This is a genomic window from Streptomyces triticagri (assembly GCF_003429565.1).
Taxonomy (GTDB): domain Bacteria; phylum Actinomycetota; class Actinomycetes; order Streptomycetales; family Streptomycetaceae; genus Streptomyces; species Streptomyces triticagri.
Genome location: NZ_QUAK01000025.1, coordinates 193,829 through 210,995, shown reverse-complemented (window position 1 = coordinate 210,995; position 17,167 = coordinate 193,829). Strand labels below are relative to the sequence as shown.

General features: G+C 70.2%; 16 protein-coding genes and 1 pseudogene. 11 read left to right on the top strand and 6 right to left on the bottom strand.

What is annotated here, in order from left to right:
* Positions 1 to 899, bottom strand: an 899-nt coding sequence (locus tag DY218_RS34860; RefSeq protein ID WP_233521378.1) for a DUF6597 domain-containing transcriptional factor, incomplete at its 3' end; no start/stop codon positions are given.
* Positions 900 to 1,239: 340 nt separating this feature from the next.
* On the opposite strand from DY218_RS34860, the gene DY218_RS05955 reads away from it, so the two are divergent.
* A complete protein-coding gene (locus tag DY218_RS05955) occupies positions 1,240 to 1,875 on the top strand; it encodes a TIGR03086 family metal-binding protein (protein WP_128554839.1) in 636 nt (211 codons plus the stop codon).
* 34 nt (positions 1,876 to 1,909) lie between these two features.
* Here the strand turns inward: DY218_RS05955 and DY218_RS05950 are convergent.
* A pseudogene (locus tag DY218_RS05950) lies at positions 1,910 to 3,073 on the bottom strand (magnesium and cobalt transport protein CorA).
* A 328-nt stretch (positions 3,074 to 3,401) separates the two neighbouring features.
* Between DY218_RS05950 and DY218_RS05945 the strand changes: the two are divergent.
* Positions 3,402 to 4,391, top strand: coding sequence for a PI-PLC domain-containing protein (locus DY218_RS05945; protein WP_199566635.1), 990 nt, complete (start codon positions 3,402 to 3,404; stop codon positions 4,389 to 4,391).
* Positions 4,392 to 4,406: 15 nt separating this feature from the next.
* On the opposite strand, the gene DY218_RS05940 is transcribed toward DY218_RS05945, so the two are convergent.
* The 3 genes from DY218_RS05940 to DY218_RS05935 all read right to left on the bottom strand — a co-directional run bounded on the left by DY218_RS05940 (position 4,407) and on the right by DY218_RS05935 (position 5,959).
* Complete coding sequence (locus DY218_RS05940; protein WP_128554838.1) at positions 4,407 to 5,159, bottom strand: DUF4097 family beta strand repeat-containing protein; 753 nt, start codon at positions 5,157 to 5,159, stop codon at positions 4,407 to 4,409.
* Positions 5,160 to 5,334: 175 nt separating this feature from the next.
* On the bottom strand, positions 5,335 to 5,490 hold the full coding sequence (locus tag DY218_RS34130) for a hypothetical protein (protein WP_158573986.1): 156 nt from the start codon (positions 5,488 to 5,490) through the stop codon (positions 5,335 to 5,337).
* A 31-nt stretch (positions 5,491 to 5,521) separates the two neighbouring features.
* Positions 5,522 to 5,959 (bottom strand): hypothetical protein, encoded by a 438-nt coding sequence (locus tag DY218_RS05935; protein ID WP_128554837.1) that lies wholly within the window; start codon positions 5,957 to 5,959, stop codon positions 5,522 to 5,524.
* A gap of 484 nt (positions 5,960 to 6,443) precedes the next feature.
* On the opposite strand from DY218_RS05935, the gene hemL reads away from it, so the two are divergent.
* The 7 genes from hemL to ccsB all read left to right on the top strand — a co-directional run bounded on the left by hemL (position 6,444) and on the right by ccsB (position 14,299).
* Complete coding sequence (gene hemL / locus DY218_RS05925; RefSeq protein WP_128554836.1) at positions 6,444 to 7,751, top strand: glutamate-1-semialdehyde 2,1-aminomutase; 1,308 nt, start codon at positions 6,444 to 6,446, stop codon at positions 7,749 to 7,751.
* Entirely contained in the window at positions 7,748 to 8,464 is a 717-nt protein-coding gene (locus DY218_RS05920; RefSeq protein ID WP_128554835.1) for a histidine phosphatase family protein, read from the top strand. The genes hemL and DY218_RS05920 overlap by 4 nt, the downstream gene beginning before the upstream one ends.
* Before the next feature lie 284 nt (positions 8,465 to 8,748).
* A complete protein-coding gene (locus DY218_RS05915; RefSeq protein ID WP_128554834.1) occupies positions 8,749 to 9,987 on the top strand; it encodes a polysaccharide deacetylase family protein in 1,239 nt (412 codons plus the stop codon).
* 66 nt (positions 9,988 to 10,053) lie between these two features.
* A complete protein-coding gene (locus DY218_RS05910; protein ID WP_128554833.1) occupies positions 10,054 to 10,665 on the top strand; it encodes a TlpA family protein disulfide reductase in 612 nt (203 codons plus the stop codon).
* A gap of 5 nt (positions 10,666 to 10,670) precedes the next feature.
* A complete protein-coding gene (locus DY218_RS05905; RefSeq protein ID WP_233521377.1) occupies positions 10,671 to 11,453 on the top strand; it encodes a cytochrome c biogenesis CcdA family protein in 783 nt (260 codons plus the stop codon).
* 3 nt (positions 11,454 to 11,456) lie between these two features.
* Complete coding sequence (resB, locus tag DY218_RS05900) at positions 11,457 to 13,223, top strand: cytochrome c biogenesis protein ResB (RefSeq protein ID WP_128554832.1); 1,767 nt, start codon at positions 11,457 to 11,459, stop codon at positions 13,221 to 13,223.
* Positions 13,220 to 14,299, top strand: a complete 1,080-nt coding sequence (gene ccsB, locus DY218_RS05895; RefSeq protein WP_128554831.1) for a c-type cytochrome biogenesis protein CcsB — start codon at positions 13,220 to 13,222, stop codon at positions 14,297 to 14,299. Before resB ends, ccsB begins: the two co-directional genes overlap by 4 nt.
* A 59-nt stretch (positions 14,300 to 14,358) precedes the next feature.
* On the opposite strand, the gene DY218_RS05890 is transcribed toward ccsB, so the two are convergent.
* Positions 14,359 to 14,691, bottom strand: coding sequence for a PLD nuclease N-terminal domain-containing protein (locus DY218_RS05890; RefSeq protein ID WP_233521376.1), 333 nt, complete (start codon positions 14,689 to 14,691; stop codon positions 14,359 to 14,361).
* Positions 14,692 to 14,774: 83 nt separating this feature from the next.
* Between DY218_RS05890 and DY218_RS05885 the strand changes: the two genes are divergently transcribed.
* Positions 14,775 to 16,232, top strand: a complete 1,458-nt coding sequence (locus DY218_RS05885) for a menaquinone biosynthesis decarboxylase (RefSeq protein ID WP_128554830.1) — start codon at positions 14,775 to 14,777, stop codon at positions 16,230 to 16,232.
* Positions 16,229 to 17,146 carry a menaquinone biosynthesis prenyltransferase MqnP gene (gene mqnP, locus DY218_RS05880; protein WP_233521375.1) on the top strand — a complete coding sequence of 306 codons (918 nt, stop codon included), beginning with the start codon at positions 16,229 to 16,231 and terminating at the stop codon, positions 17,144 to 17,146. Before DY218_RS05885 ends, mqnP begins: the two co-directional genes overlap by 4 nt.
* Positions 17,147 to 17,167: the final 21 nt, after the last annotated feature.

Below are 17,167 nucleotides of genomic sequence, written 5' to 3'. Positions count from 1 at the left end.
CCGCCCGCCGTGCACTCTCCCGGCCCGGCTGCTGCGCCAGCCGCGTCCCCGCTCACGCCGGCGCCTGCGCCCGCGGCGTCGGCCGCCGCGCCTGTCTCACCCAGGGTGTGGTCCGCGCCTGCGCCGCCCGCCGTGCGGTCCGCGCCGGCCCTGCCCACAGTCCGCTCCGAGGCTGCTCCGCCCGTGGTGTCGCCGATGGCCGGCGCACCGGTCTTGTGCGCGGTGCGGTCCGCAGCTGCGGCGCCCGCGCTGCCTGCCGTGTGGTCTGCAGCCGCGGCGCCCGCGCTACCTGCCGTGCGGCCCGCGTTCGCCCCGCCCGCCCCGTTGCCCGCGGGCATCCCGCCCACCGTGCGGTCCGCGGGCATCCCGCCCACCGTGCGGTCCGCGGGCACCCCGCCCACCGTGCCGCCCGCCGGCACCCCACTCACCCGGCCGCCCGCGGGCACCCCGCCGTCCGCGGGCGCTGGCGCTGGCCCTGGCGGGAACACTTCGCCCGCCAGTACCCGGCGTCCCGTCAGGGTCGATACCGGCAGGGTCGGGGCGAAGGGGCGGAAGCCGCCCGGGCGGAACTTCACGCCGCAGACTCGGCCGCGCCCCTCCAGCTTCTGTGTGAAGAGCCCGAGTGCGACTCCGGCCACCTCGCCGAACCCGGCGGATCCCACCACCCCGGGGAAATCGGGTGTCCCTTCGCTGAAGCGCTGGAAGACCAGATTCACCGAGGGGTGCGGCACGATGTGCGAGGCGTACGGCTCGGACTCGGAGAGGTCCCAGTCGATCAGCCAGTAGTTGTCGACGTATCGCCGCAGGGTCTCGGCCGCCTCGTACCGCCGGAAGCGTACGTGCGCGAACAGCTCGGCGGCATCGACGATGCCGCGGGTGTCACGTCGCGGGCCGGCCATGCGGCGAGTCTACGACCGCCCACCGACACCGGCCCGGCGAGCGGGAATTGGCCCGTCGGGGCAGGTGCCGGGCCCGGCTCGGCGAGGGGTCCGTCGGGTCATGGCCGAAATCCGTGCCCCGCGGCGCCCGTCCGGAACCCGCCGCCCCCCAACCGAAGAAGGCACGCGCCCCGCTCCGCACGCCCGTGCGGCGGCGCGCAAAGCGACTGACGGCCTCTGCGGACATCGCGCCGCTGACCTGCCGGAACGGCCCGTCACACGGGACGCCGTGGGACGCTCCGGGGCGCCCTGTCGCGTTTGTTCAAGCCACCGCCGTACGGACCGCCCTAGCGTCGGCCGTATGACGCACACCGACACAGGGACCCCCGACACGACGGAGCGGACCCACTCGAAGGAACAACAGCCCATCAGCACCTTGCTCCGCACAGCCGCCGCGCACGCCGTCCCCGTCGTCCGCGGCATCCGGGACGACCAGCTGACGATCCCGACACCGTGCACGGAGTACGACGTACGGCAGCTGCTCAATCACCTCGTCCACGTGGTCGTCGAGTTCCAGCAGCTCGCGGCCAAGCAGAACGCCGACTTCACCGGCGAGACCCCCGACCGGATCGCGGAGCCGGGCTGGCGGGACCGTTTCGCCGAGGAGACCGACCGGCTGATCGCGGCCTGGGCGGAGCCGGGCGCCGAGGAGGGCACGGCCGGGCAGATGGACCTGCCGGCCCGCGTGGTCGGCGCGATGGCGCTGCTCGATCTGACCGTGCACGCCTGGGACCTCGCCCGCGCGACGGGCCAGGAGTACGACCGCCACGGCCCGTCGGCGGAGGTGCTCGCCGGCCTGAACGAGTTCGCCACCGAGATGGCACCCACGGCACGCCAGTACGGAGTCATCGGCGAGCCCGCCGAAGTGCCCGAGGGCGCCACGGAGTTCGAGCGCCTCCTCGCCCTGGTGGGCCGCAGCCCGCACTGGAAACCCTGACGCTCGCCAGGGCCTAGGCGGAGGGGCGGGCACGTCACAGCCACCCCCGCTTCCGGAACGTCCGGTACAGGGCGTACGCCGCCACCGCGATCCCGCCCATGACCAGCGGATAGCCGTACGTCCAGTGCCGTTCCGGCAGTACGTCGAAGTTCATCCCGTACACCCCGCACACCATGGTCGGTACGGCGATGATCGCGGCCCAGGCGGTGATCCTGCGCATGTCCTCGTTCTGGGCGACGGTCACCTGGGCCAGGTGCGCCTGCAGGATCGAGTCGAGCAGGGCGTCGAAGGAGGCGATCCGTTCGCCGGCCTCGGTGAGATGGTCCGTCACATCGCGGAAGTACGCCTGTATGCCGGGGTCGACCAGGGCCGACGGCCGTGTCGCGAGGGTGGTGAGCGGCCGGCCGAGCGGCCCGACCGCCCGCTTGAGCGCGAGGAGTTCGCGCTTGAGCTGGTAGATACGGCCCGCATCGGCGCCGCCCGAACGCGAGCCGCCCGAGGGCCTGGCGCCCGAAGCCGCGCCGCCTGATTCCTTCGCGAAAACCTCGGACTCGACGGCGTCGATGTCCTCCTCCAACGCCTCCGTCACCGACAGGTACTCGTCGACGACATGGTCCGCCACGGCGTGCAGCACCGCCGATGGCCCCTTGGCCAGCTACTCCTGCTCCGCCTCCAGCGCCTCACGGACCGGGCCGAGCGACCCATGACTGCCGTGTCGCACGGAGATCACGAAGTCCCGGCCGACGAAGAGCATGATCTCGCCGGTGTCCACCACCTCGCTGCCCGCGGCGAGTTGGTGGGGCCCGGAATGGTCGTGCCCGGAACGGTCGTGCCCGACATGGCAGACCGACTTGAACACGGCGAACAGGGAATCGTCGTACGCCTCCACCTTGGGCCGCTGGTGTGCGTGCGCCGCGTCCTCCACGGCGAGCGGGTGCAGGCCGAACAGCGCAGCCAGCTCGGCGAGTTCATCGACCGAGGGTTCGTGCAGACCGATCCAGACGAACCCCTCGCCGGCCTCGCGCACCTGCCGCAGCGCCCCGGCCGCCGAAGCCGCACCGTCGCCGGGGACGCGCTTGCCGCCCCGGTACACCACACAGTTGACGACCGCGCTGCCGAGCGGCGATCGCGCCGGATGGCTCAGGTCGACCGCCGCCCTGCGTGTGCGGCGCACCATGCCGCGCAGCTTGCGGATCATCGGCACGAGCGGTTCCCCCTCGACTCCCCGTCGGCCCGGTCGTGGTCGCCGGCCAGTCTGTCATCGGCGTGGGGGCGTACGGCAGTCCGCGCGCGCCGACTACAGACCGCAGACCGCAGACCGCAGACCGCAGGCCGCAGGCCGCAGGCCGCAGACCGCAGACCGCAGACCGCCGACAGCAGGCCGGGCAGACCGCCGTCCCCGCCCCCCGGGGTCCCGTGTACCGTCCGCAACCACCGATTACCCGCGGGTAACTCAACGTAGGGTGCTGCCAGTCGACCACCCGGGCCCGCACGCCCGAGCCCGAGCAACAGACAGGACCCACCGCATGGCCGCCACCCGCCGCAAGCTCCGCGCCGCACTGCTCCCGCTGGCCCTGATGATCTCCACGGCCACCCTGACCACCGGATCCGCGGCGGCCGCGCCGCAGGCGGACGCCCCCCGCACCACCGCCGACCAGCAGCGCCCCACCTGGGCCATCGCCCATCGCGTCCTCACCACCGGCGGCGTCACCCGGGCCCTCGAGAACGGCGCCAACGCCCTGGAGATCGACGCCACCGCCTGGCGCGACGGCTGGTGGGCGGACCACGACGGCACCCTCACGAGCTACGGCGATACCATGTCGGACATGTTCGACCAGGTGGCGAAGGAGTACGAGGGCGGGCGCCATGTCTCGTTCGTCTGGCTCGACATGAAGAATCCCGACTGGTGCGACAGCGAGGACCCCGAGTGGCGCCACTGCTCGGTCGCGGCCCTGCGCGACCTGGCGCGCGAGAAGCTGGAGAGCAAGGGCATCCGCGTCCTCTACGGCTTCTACGGCACGGAGGGCGGCAGCGGCTGGCAGGACGCGCTCGGCGACCTCAACTCCAAGGAGGCCGTCAGCTACAGCGGCTCCGCGGCCGACGTCCGCGACGGCTTCGCCGAGCACGCACCGGACCTCGCCGGCAGCCAACGCATCATGGACAACGGCCTGTTCGACATGTCCCTCAAGTTCGGCACGATCCGCGACGAGCTCACGGCCGCCCGCGCGGACCGCGACGACGGCGCGCTCGCCCAGACCGTCGGCTGGACGGTCGCCAAGGGCGACGCCGACCGCACCGCCACCCTCCTCGACACCTCCGCCGGCGCCCCGGCCGTGGACAGCCTCATCTACGGCAACCGCATGTCCTGCTACCCGGACGGCGTCGCCGGCCCCAAGGGCTGCGGCACCGACGACAAGGCCGTCCGCGAGGCCCTCTCGGGCATCACGACCTACGTCGAAGCGCACCGGGACACCCGCCGCATGGCGGGCCCCGAGGACATCCCCTTCGGAGAGTGATCGAGAGCGTGAGTCCTACTCCGCCCGCACCGTGATGTCCCGGTTGTGCGACTTCGCGGACAGTCGGTGCCGGCTGGACTCGTCCTCGGGGACGTCGACCGAGGCCTTGCCGTTCTTCGTCTCGGTGGACACCGCGTAGCTCGTGCCGCGCGGTACGACCAGGTCGATCTCGCCGTTGTGGGTGGACGCCCGCGCCTCGTCAGGGGCTTCGGCGAAGGCGAGCCGTACGCTGCCGTTGGCGCTGTCCGCCGTCACGCGGGAGGACGTGATCTGCTCCGTGGTGAGGCTGCCGTTGTTCGTGCGCAGCTTCACCGGGCCGCTCGACTCCCGTACCGTCACCGCCCCGTTGGCGCTGCGCAGATCCAGGGCCTCGGTGAAGCCGGCGGCCTCCACCGCGCCGTTGCGCGTGTCGAGCTTCACCGCCGAGCCGCGGGGGACCCGGATCTCGTACCGGGCCTCGCAACTGAGCGAGATGCCACCGCACTTGCTGCGCAGGGTGAGTGCGCCGTCCTTCATGGTCCAGTCGGCCTTGGCGCTGCCGCCGATCGAGCGGCCGGTGAACCATCGGGTGACCTCGACCCGGTCCACGTCCGCGGTGCGGATGTCGACGCTGCCGTTGTCGACGTCGACCGTGAGCCGGTCCTGCGGCAGGGCGAACGAGCGCTCCGCGCGCTCCTCCTCCCCGTCCCCCGCGCCGCATCCGGCGAGCGTGACACCGGCGAGCAGCGCGCCCGACACGGCGAAAAGGGTGCGACGAGACGTACGCATGAAAGGCCTCCGGACTGCGCGCTGAACTCTGCCGAACGGCCCGCGACTCCCCACGAACCGCCGCTCCACCCCAAACGCTACGGAGCCGCCACCGTCACCACGATCCAGCAGCCCACCCAACCGAATATCGGGTTAACCCCCGGATCCCACCCCACCCGCAGCCCGACAGCGCGGGTCACAAGGCGGCGCGTGGATCGAAGATCGCGTAGACCGGGATGCCGAGGAGGGAGTGGCGCAGGACGAACTTGTGCTCCGCCTGGACCGCCGCCACCCCACGCCGCCCCAGCTCCCTGCCCAGGAAGCCGCTGGCGCCGATGAGTAGGGTTTTCATCGTGTGCGCGGGGTGCGGGGAGGTGGTGGGGTCAGGGCCAGACCAGGCAGTACGCCTGGTGGCCCGCCTCGTGCAGGCGGTGGCTGAAGTCCTGCCATTCGTGCAGGAGTTGGTAGACGTTGAACGCGTCGCGGGGGCCGCCGCGGTCGGGGACCGTGGACCATATGAAGGCCGCTGCGCCGACCGATTCCTCGCCGATGCCGCGCAGCGGGTCGACGACCGTCATGGGGAGCTTGACGACCGCGTAGTCCGGGTGCAGGACGACCAGTTCGAGCGGGGGGACCTTGTGCAGAGGTATGCCCTCGATGCCGGTGAGGACCATCGCCGCCATCGTCTCCGGCTTGATCTTGGTGAACATGCCGCCCATGCCGAGCTCGTCACCACCGAGCTCTTCGGGGCGCATGGAAATGGGCACACGAGCAGCCGTCGCGCCGTCCGGGGCGCCGAAGTACTTATAGCTCACCCCCACCCGGCCGCTCCTGTTTCCCGCCTGGGCCCCTGCCGGTGCCTGTGCCTGCGTCTCCGCCGCCGCGCGCCGGTGCTTCCCCCGACGGGCACGCCGCGGGCCGAGGCCGTCGGTCCCCTCGCCCAGTCCGCCACCGCGATGCATATCTCCACCCGACTGCTTTTGGGTCGCGCAGCCCGTGCGACCCGATCATCGTGTCAGTGACCTCCCCCACGGCCGCCCGCCGAAACGTGCACTGAAACACCTGTCCGCAGGATGCCGGGCGCCTCTGACACCATGGCTTGTGTGAGCTCTCCCTGTGACGCCCCAGTTTTGCAGACGCGAGGCGCTGATGCCGTGTCGTAACTACTAGGTGACATACGAGGAGACCGCGCGCCCCGCTCACCGGGGAAGAGGCCCGATCCACCCGTGGCTGAGACTGTCCTCACAGGTGGCCGAGAATCTTCGACGTACCGCCCCCGACCACGTATCGCAGATCAGGACCAAAGTGTCGTACTCATACGAAGCCCCCGTTTCACAGACGCTCTTCGACCGCGCGGCCGCCGTGACGCCCGGCGGCGTGAACTCACCGGTGCGCGCCTTCCGCGCCGTGGGCGGCACGCCCCGGTTCATGGTCTCCGGCACCGGCCCGTATCTGACCGATGCCGACGGACGCGACTACGTGGACCTGGTCGGCTCATGGGGCCCGATGATCCTCGGCCATGCGCACCCCGAGGTGACCGCCGCCGTGCAGGAGGCCGTCGCCCGCGGCACCTCCTTCGGCACGCCCGGCGAGGGCGAGGTGGCGCTCGCCGAGGAGATCGTCGCCCGGATCGAGCCGGTGGAGCAGGTCCGTCTGGTCTCCAGCGGCACCGAGGCGACCATGTCCGCGATCCGCCTCGCCCGCGGATTCACCGGCCGCGCCAAGGTGATCAAGTTCGCCGGCTGCTACCACGGGCACGTGGACGCGCTGCTCGCCGCGGCCGGTTCGGGGCTCGCGACCTTCGCGCTGCCGGACACCCCGGGCGTCACCGGTGCGCAGGCCGGCGACACGGTGGTCCTTCCGTACAACGACCTGGAGGCGGTGCGCGCCGCGTTCGCCGCGCACCCGGGCGAGATCGCCTGTGTGATCACCGAGGCCTCGCCGGGGAACATGGGCGTCGTCCCGCCGGCGGACGGCTTCAACGCCGGGCTCAAGGAGCTCTGCGGGGAGCACGGCGCGCTGTACATCTCGGACGAGGTGATGACGGGCTTCCGTACCTCGAAGGCCGGCTGGTACGGCGTCGACGGGGTACGGCCGGATCTGATGACCTTCGGCAAGGTGATGGGCGGCGGCTTCCCGGCCGCGGCCTTCGGCGGCCGCGCCGACGTGATGGCGCACCTGGCACCCGCCGGGCCGGTGTACCAGGCGGGCACCCTGTCCGGAAACCCCGTCGCGACCGCCGCGGGCCTCGCCCAACTGCGGCTCCTGGACGACGCGGTGTACGCACACCTGGACCAGGCCTCCGCCCGCCTGCGGCAGCTGGTGAGCGAGGCGCTCACCAAGGAGGGCGTGGCGCACCGGGTGCAGAACGCCTCCAACATGTTCTCGGTCTTCTTCACGGACGGACCGGTCCGGAACTACGAGGACGCCCGCGCGCAGGAGAGCTTCCGCTTCACCGCGTTCTTCCACTCGATGCTCGCGGACGGTGTGTACCTGCCGCCGTCGGCCTTCGAGTCCTGGTTCCTGTCCGCGGCGCACGACGACCGCACGCTCGAGAAGATCGCCCAGGCGCTGCCCGCCGCCGCCCGTGCCGCCGCCGAGGCCACCGCATGAGCGCCGCGCAGGGCGGCGCAGGCCGCACGACGCCCGAGGGCGAGGAACTGACCGTCGTGCACGTGATGCGCCACGGCGAGGTGCACAACCCGGAGGGTGTGCTCTACGGCCGGCTCCCCGACTACCACCTCTCCGAGCTCGGCCGGCAGATGGCCGACCGGGTCGCCGAGCACCTCGCGAGCCGTGACATCACTCACGTCGTCGCTTCCCCGCTGGAGCGCGCACAGGAGACGGCGACCCCGATCGCCAAGGCACACGGTCTCGACCTGGGCAGTGACGTCCGTCTGATCGAGGCGGCCAACGCCTTCCAGGGCAAGACCTTCGGCGTCGGCGACGGAGCGCTGCGCCGGCCGGAGAACTGGAAGCTGCTCGTCAATCCGTTCAAGCCGTCCTGGGGCGAGCCGTATGTCGAGCAGGCGGTGCGGATGATGAGCGCCCTCGACGCGGCCCGGGACGCGGCGCGCGGTCACGAGGCGGTGTGCGTCTCGCACCAGCTGCCGATCTGGACGCTGCGCAGCTTCGTGGAGCGGCGGCGGCTCTGGCACGACCCGCGCAAGCGGCAGTGCACGCTGGCCTCGCTGACCACCTTCACCTATCGCGGGGACCGGATCGTCTCGGTCGGTTATACGGAGCCGGCCCGGGACCTCGTACCGCCGCATCTGCTCGCCGGTGCGAAGCCCGTGAAAGGCAAGGACAAGGCGTTCGGTGCGTGAACGGCCGGGCGTTCGGCGCGTGAGTGGATTCCGTTTGTGACCGCCACGCGAATCCAGGTCTCGATGCAGTGACGATTGCCACGGGGCTGTACGGCGTTCGGCCGTACGGCCCCGTCGTGCTGTGCGCTTGGCCTGCAGTGTTCACCGCGTGTATCCGGCACGAGTCAGAAAGTATGTACAAGTTACCGGGAACCCGGGGCATCCTGACGCACTCTAAGTATTTGTCGGCCTCCGCAGGAATCGGGCGGCAGGCGGGACGCGAATGCGGGAGGAAACGGGACGCCATGCGCGATATCAGCAGAAGGGGGCTCCTGGGCATCGGACTTGGGGCCGCAGCCGCCTCGGTGGCCGGATGCGGTGCCCTTGACCACGACGGAGGATCCTCCGGCGGATCGGGCGGAAATCCAGGTGGACCAGGGTCTGGTTCGCCGGACCCGAGCAAGTCGGCGAGCGAGGGGCGGCCCATCGGGGACGGCTCCACGGCGTACACGGGCAAGCAGCCGAAGCAGCCGGACAGTCCTGTTCCGCTTGAACGCGGCGAAAAGCCACCGCAGTTCGTGGTCTTCTCCTGGGACGGCGCGGGCGAGGTCGGCAACGGACTGTTTCCGCGTTTCCTGGAACTCGCCGAGCAGCACAACGCGCACATGACGTTCTTCCTCTCCGGCCTCTATCTCCTGCCGGAATCCAAGAAGCGTCTCTACAAGCCGCCGAACAATCCCGTGGGTGCCTCGGACATCGGTTATCTGACCGACGGTCACATCAAGGACACCCTGAAATACGTCCGCCAGGCATGGCTCGACGGCCATGAGATCGGCACCCACTTCAACGGGCATTTCTGCGGGGGCACCGGATCGGTGGCCAACTGGACGCAGGCCCAGTGGCGTGACGAGATCGACCAGGCGAAGTCCTTCGTGACCAAGTGGCGTACGAACAGCGGCTGGGACGATCTGCCCCCGCTGCCGTTCGACTACGACAAGGAGCTCGTCGGCGGCCGCACCCCGTGCCTGCTCGGCCAGGACAATCTGCTGCCCACGGCCCGCGAGCTCGGCTGGCGCTACGACGCCTCATCGGCGGGCGGCGTCCAGCGCTGGCCGGTCAAGCGCAAGGGCGTGTGGGACCTGCCGCTGCAGGCCGTGCCCTTCCCGGGTCACAGCTTCGAGGTCCTCTCGATGGACTACAACATCCTGGCCAATCAGTCGAAGAACTCCACCAAGGCGCCGCCGGCCAACTACCCGGGCTGGCGCACCCAGGCGACCGAGGCCTACGTCGCCGGATTCAACCGGGCGTACGAGTCGAACCGGGCGCCGTTCTTCGTCGGCAATCACTTCGAGGAATGGAACGGCGGTATCTATATGGATGCCGTAGAGGAAACGATCAAGACCATCGCGGACAAAAAGGACGTCCGCATGGTGTCCTTCCGTCAGTTCGTCGACTGGCTCGACGTGCAGAAGCCGGACGTGCTCGCCGAACTCCAGGGACTCGAGGTCGGACAGGCGCCGGCGAACGGCTGGAAGGCCGCCTGAACTGGCCGTTCTGCCCGGATCGGGGGGCGGGCAAGATCCGCGAAACACCCATGCGAAACTTTTCACATGAGTAATGGCCGCGCCCTCCGCCGCGCCCCCCGCCCCACCCTGCTCGCCGCCACCGCAGCGCTCGCCGCGCTCACCCTGACGGCCTGCAGTTCGGACGGCGGCACCCAGGGCGGCTCCGGCGGCACCAACTTCGTGGTCGGCAAGGACGGCGTCTCCACCGCGGAGAAGGGCGAGCGCGCCGAGGCCCCCCGGCTCAAGGGCGAAGGCCTCGACGGCAAGCAGATCGACCTCGGGGACTACAAGGGCAAGGTCGTCGTGCTCAACGTCTGGGGCTCCTGGTGCGCGCCGTGCCGCGCCGAGGCCCCGTACCTCACGAAGGTCGCCAAGGCCACCGCGGACAAGGGCGTGCAGTTCGTCGGGATCAACACCCGCGACCCCAACAAGCAGCCGGCCATCGAGTTCGAGAAGGACTTCGGCGTCGAGTACCCGAGCTTCTTCGACCCGGCCGGCAAGCTCATGCTGCGCTTCCCCAACGGCACGATGAGCCCGAAGGGCATCCCCTCCACCGTGGTCGTCGACCGCGAGGGGAAGATCGCGGCCCGCGCGATGCAGGCCCTGGACGACAAGCAGCTGCACAAGATGATCGACCCGCTGATCGCGGAGAAGTGATTTCGGTGCAGCCCTCCGCAGCCGACGTGGCGACCGTCACGCTCGCAGGACCCGAGCAGACCGTGCTGCACGGCGCGCTGCTGCTCGCCCTCCCCATCGCCCTGCTCGCCGGCCTCGTCTCCTTCTTCTCGCCGTGCGTACTGCCCCTGGTGCCCGGCTATCTCAGCTACGTCACCGGCGTCGGCGGCGCCGACCTCGCGGACGCCAGGCGCGGGCGGATGGCCGCCGGGGCCGGACTCTTCGTGCTCGGCTTCACCGCCGTGTTCGTCTCCACCGGCGCGCTGTTCGGCGGCATCGGCTCGACGCTGCTCGAGCACCGGGACGTCATCAACAAGGTGTTCGGCGCGCTGACCATCCTGCTCGGACTGTTCTTCATGGGCGCCATGCCGTCCGTCACCCGGCGCGAGTTCCGCTTCCACACCAGGCCGGTGAGCGGGCTTGTCGGGGCGCCGATGCTCGGTGCGCTCTTCGGTCTCGGCTGGGTGCCGTGCATCGGGCCGACGCTCGGCGCGGTGCTGACCCTGGCGGCGAACGAGGCCGACGCCGGCCGCGGGGCCATACTGACGGTCGCGTACTGCCTGGGGCTCGGCGTGCCGTTCGTGCTCGCCGCGGTCGCCTTCCGCCGGGCCCTCGGCGCCTTCGCCTGGGTCAAGCGGCACTACGTATGGGTGATGCGCATCGGCGGCGTGATGATGATCGCGACCGGACTGCTGCTCGTCACCGGTGTCTGGGACAGCATCGTGTCCGAGATGCAGGTCTGGACAAGCGGCTTCACCGTAGGGATCTGATCGATGAGCACAACGGAAACCGACGCGACGGGGCCCGCCGGCGTCGACGAGCGCGAGCTCGCCGCGGGCGCCCAGCTGTCGACGGCGCCCAAGGAGGAGCCGCCGAACGTGGCGTCGATAGGGGTGATCGGCTGGCTGCGCTGGATCTGGCGGCAGCTCACCTCGATGCGGGTCGCGCTGATCCTGCTCTTCCTGCTCTCGCTCGGCTCGATCCCCGGCTCGCTGATCCCGCAGAACAGCGTCGACGAACTCAAGGTGCAGGACTTCAAGGCCGCACACGAGACGCTCACCCCGATCTACGAGAAGCTGCAGCTCTTCGACGTCTACAGCTCGGTCTGGTTCTCCGCGATCTACCTGCTGCTCTTCGTCTCCCTGATCGGCTGCATCGTGCCGCGCAGCTGGCAGTTCGTCGGACAGTTGCGCAGCCGGGCGCCGCGCGCCCCCGGGCGCCTGAACCGGATGCCGGCGTACACCACCTGGCGCACCGAGGCGGACCCCGAGGAAGTGCGCGCGGCCGGGCTCGCGATGCTGAAGAAGCGCCGCTTCCGGGCGCACACCGAGGGTGACGCCGTCGCCGCCGAGAAGGGCTATCTGCGCGAGGCCGGGAACCTGCTCTTCCATGTCTCGCTGATCGTGATGCTGGTCGCCTTCGCCGCCGGCACCCTCTTCAAGTCCGAGGGCGGCAAGCTGGTCGTCGAGGGCGATGGCTTCGCCAACCACCTCACGCAGTACGACGACTTCAAGTCCGGCAGTTTCTTCGACACGGGCGACCTCGCCCCGTTCAGCTTCACCCTGGACCGCTTCGAGGGCAGCTACGAGCCGTCCGGACCCGAGCGCGGCACACCCCGCGTGTACAAGGCGCACGTCACCTGGTCCAAGGGCACCGACGGCGCCGAGCGCAAGGCCGCGATCGAGGTGAACCGTCCGCTCGAGGTGGACGGCACGAAGGTCTATCTGATCGGCCACGGCTACGCACCCGTCGTCACCGTCCGGGACGGCAAGGGCAAGGTCGCCTACCAGGGCGCCGTACCGCTGCTCCCGATCGACAGCAACAGCACCTCCACCGGCGCCATCAAGGTCGCCGACGGCTACCGCGACAAGAACGGCAAGAAGGAACAGCTCGGCTTCAACGCCTTCTTCGTGCCGACCTTCGCCGGCGAGGGCAAGGGCGAGATGTTCTCGCAGTTCCCCGCGCCGGACTTCCCGGTGCTCGCGCTCTCCGCGTACCACGGCAGCCTCGGCATCGACTCCGGACTGCCGCAGAACGTGTACCAGCTCGACACCAGCAAGATGAAGAAGTTCGAGGACGCCGACGGCGAACTCCTCAAGGAACGCCTGCTGCCCGGCGAGACGATGAAGCTGCCGAACGGCGCCGGCTCCGTCACCTTCGAGAAGGACCTCAAGGAGTGGGCGTCCTTCCAGGTCTCCCACCAGTCGGGCAACGGCCTCGCGCTCGCGGGCGCGGTCCTCGCCCTCGCCGGCCTGGTCGCCTCGCTGTTCATCCAGCGCCGCCGCGTCTGGATCCGCGCCACCCGGGGCGCCGACGGCATCACCGTCGTCGAGATGGCGGGCCTCGGCCGCAGCGAGTCCGCGAAACTCCCCGAGGAACTCGGCGATCTGGCCGCCACCCTGCACACCGGGGCACCCACCGCACCGGACACCGCCGACGCCCCCGCGTCTGCCGAAGACGCCGAATCTGCCGAAGACCCAGCCGAATCCGCCGCTGCCCAAGAGGCTGCCGACCACCCTGCCGAAGGGGCTGAGAAATGACTCTCGCCGCCGCCACCAACGAAAACCTGGCGAACATCAGCAATGTGCTGGTCTATTCGTCCATGGCCGTCTACACCCTGGCGTTCTTTGCGCACATCGCCGAGTGGGTCTTCGGCAGCCGCAGCAAGGTCGGCCGTACGGCCGCCGCGCTGACCGGCACGGCCGCGGCCGCACCCGCCGTGCAGGTCACCGCCAGGTCCAAGGGCGGCACCGCGGTCCTGGAGCGCCCCAAGGTCGTGACCCGCTCCGCGGCCGGCACCCGGGACGTCCCGGACGGCCCCGGCGCCGACGGTGGCACCGAACAGGGCGACGTCTACGGGCGGATCGCGGTCTCCCTGACCATCCTCGGCTTCCTGGTCGAGGCCGGCGGTGTGGTCGCCCGCGCCATGTCGGTGCAGCGGGCCCCCTGGGGCAACATGTACGAGTTCTCCATCACCTTCTCCACAGTGGCGGTCGGCGCGTATCTGCTGCTCCTCGCGCTGAAGAAGAACGTCCGCTGGATCGGCCTGATCCTGGTCACCACCGTCCTGCTGGACCTCGGCGTCGCCACCACCTGGCTCTACACCGACAGCGACCAGCTGGTCCCGGCGCTCGACTCGTACTGGCTGTGGATCCACGTCTCCACCGCGATCTTCTGCGGCGCGGTCTTCTACCTGGGCGCGGTCGGCACCCTGCTCTACCTCTTCCGCGACTCCTACGAGAGCAAGCTGGCGAGCGGCGGGAAGCCCGGCGCCTTCGCCACCTCGGTCCTGGAGCGGCTGCCCTCGGCCGCCTCGCTCGACAAGCTCTCGTACCGGATCAACGCGGCGGTCTTCCCGCTGTGGACGTTCACGATCATCGCGGGCGCGATCTGGGCCGGCGACGCCTGGGGCCGCTACTGGGGCTGGGACCCCAAGGAGGTCTGGTCGTTCGTCACCTGGGTCGTCTACGCCGCCTATCTGCACGCGCGGGCGACGGCCGGCTGGAAGGGCCGCAAGGCCGCCTATCTGGCGCTCTTCGCCTTCGCCACCTGGCTGTGGAACTACTACGGCGTGAACATCTTCATCACCGGCAAGCACTCCTACGCGGGCGTCTGACCTCCGCGTACGCAGAAAGGCCGGCCCCGCACGCGGCGGGGCCGGCCTATCTGCGGCGTTCAGCCGCGCGGCGGAGTGTCCTCCGGGCCGTCGTCCTTGGGCTTCTCGGAGCGGCTCTCCGGCTTGTCCTCGCCGAGGGACTTCAGGAAGTCCGGGTTGTCGTCCGGCGCGACCCAGCCACCGCCGCCCGCGAGCCGGGGGCGGACCGCGGTGCGCTCCTTGCCGGCGAGCAGCCACGAGATCGAGCCGACCAGCGGGAAGAGCAGCACCAGGATCGCCCAGAGCGGCTTCGGCATGTGGCGGATGTGCTTCTCGTCGGTGCTGATGCAGTCGATGAACGCGTAGATGCTCAGCGCCAGCGGGACCAGGAACATCAGTACGCGCATGGGCATCCCCTGCAGGATCGAGTGTGGTGGCGGCCGTTCGCCCGCCCCGGTGAAGTGTCCAGGGTAGTCGGTGCCCGATACTGGGGCGTATGGCTTACGACGATCTTCGCTCCCTGCTCCGGGCGCTGGAGCGCGAGGGCGACCTCAAGCGCATCAAGGCCGAGGTCGACCCGCACCTGGAGGTCGGCGAGATCGTCGACCGGGTGCAGAAGTCCGGCGGCCCGGCCCTCCTCTTCGAGAACGTCCGCGGCTCCTCGATGCCCCTGGCGATGAACGTCTACGGCACGGACCGCCGCCTCCTCAAGGCCCTCGGCCTGAAGTCGTACGCCGAGATCGGCGAGAAGATCGGCGGCCTGCTCAAGCCCGAACTCCCGCACGGTTTCGTGGGCGTACGGGAGGCCTTCGGCAAGCTCGGCTCGATGGTGCACGTACCGCCGAAGAAGGTGAAGGCCGGCGCGGCCCCCGTGCAGGAGGTGGTGCTGAGCGGCGAGGACGTCGATCTGGACCTGCTGCCGGCGCTGTTCACCTGGCCGAAGGACGGCGGCTCGTTCTTCAATCTGGGCCTCACCCACACCAAGCACCCGGAGACCGGGATCCGCAATCTCGGGCTCTACCGGCTGCAGCGCCACGACCGCCGCACCATCGGCATGCACTGGCAGATCCACAAGGACAGCCGCAACCACTACCAGGTGGCCGCCCGCAGGGGCGAGAAGCTGCCCATCGCGATCGCCTTCGGCTGCCCGCCCGCGGTGACCTACGCGTCCACCGCGCCGCTGCCCGGGGACATCGACGAGTACCTCTTCGCCGGCTTCCTGCAGGGCAGGCGGATCGAGATGGTCGACTGCCGGACCGTGCCGCTGCAGGTGCCGGCGCAGGCCGAAGTGGTCATCGAGGGCTGGCTGGAGCCCGGCGAGATGCTGCCCGAGGGACCGTTCGGCGACCACACCGGTTTCTACACCCCGCAGGAGCCGTTCCCCGCGCTGAAGATCGACTGCATCACGATGCGGAAGCGGCCGCTGCTGCAGTCCATCGTGGTCGGCCGGCCGCCGACGGAGGACGGGCCGCTCGGCCGGGCCACCGAGCAGTTCTTCCTGCCGCTGCTCAAGATCATCGTCCCGGACATCGTGGACTACCACCTGCCGGAGTCCGGCGGCTTCCACAACTGCGCGATCGTCGCGATCGACAAGAAGTACCCGAAGCACGCGCAGAAGGTCATGCACGCCATCTGGGGCGCCCACATGATGTCGCTGACCAAGCTGATCGTGATCGTCGACGCGGACTGCGACGTGCGCAACATGCACGAGGTGTCCTGGCGGGCGCTCGGCAACACGGACTACTCCCGTGACCTGTCGGTCGTGGAGGGCCCGGTCGACCACCTCGACCACTCCTCGTACCAGCAGTTCTGGGGCGGCAAGGCAGGGATCGACGCGACCCGCAAATGGCCCGAGGAGGGCTACACGCGCGACGGCGGCTGGCCGGAGATGGTCGAGTCCGACCCGGACACGGCGGCCCTGGTGGACCGCCGCTGGAAGGAGTACGGACTGTGAGCGCCGCCGAAGGAGTCCTCGGCGCACCGGAGCCCGCGCCGGCGGGCAAGGTACGGGCCTTCCTGCGCCTGGTGATGATCGAGCACTCGGTCTTCGCGCTGCCCTTCGCGTACATCGCGTCCCTGACCGCGATGTTCCAGCTGGACGGGAACATCCACTGGGGCCGGCTGCTCCTGGTGACCGTGGCGATGGTCGGGCTGCGCACCTTCGCGATGGCCTGCAACCGCATCATCGACCGGGAGATCGACGCCAGGAACCCGCGCACCGCGAACCGCGAGATCGTCACCGGTGCGGTGTCGGTCAAGTCGGCCTGGACGGGCGCGCTTGTCGCGCTCGTGGTCTTCCTCGGGGCGGCCGCGCTGCTCAATCCGCTGTGTCTGATCCTCGCGCCGTTCGCCGTGGTGCCGATGGTGGTCTATCCGTACGGCAAGCGGTTCACGAACTTCCCGCACGCGATCCTCGGACTGGCGCAGGCGATCGGCCCGGTCGGTGCTTGGATCGCGGTGACCGGCAGCTGGTCCTGGGACGCGGTGATCCTCGGCCTCGCGGTCGGAGTGTGGATCGGCGGCTTCGACCTGATCTTCGGCAGCCAGGACGTGCAGGCCGACCGGGCGCACGGGGTCAAGTCGGTGCCGGCGCGCTTCGGGATCCCGGCCGCCCTGTACGGGGCGCGGGCCTGTCACGCCGTGACGATGGCGCTCTTCGTCTGGTACGCGCTCGCCACGGACGCCGGTGCGTTCTTCTGGATCGGTCTGGTGATCGTCGGTGCCGCCTTCCTCTACGAGCACTCGATCGTGCGCCCGCACGATCTGTCCCGGCTGAACCGTGCCTTTTTCACCGTCAACGGATTCATCGGCATCGCGCTCTTCGTCTGCGCCCTGCTCGATCTGCTGGTCCGGGGCCTGACGGTCTGACGGCCCGACTCCGACCGGGGC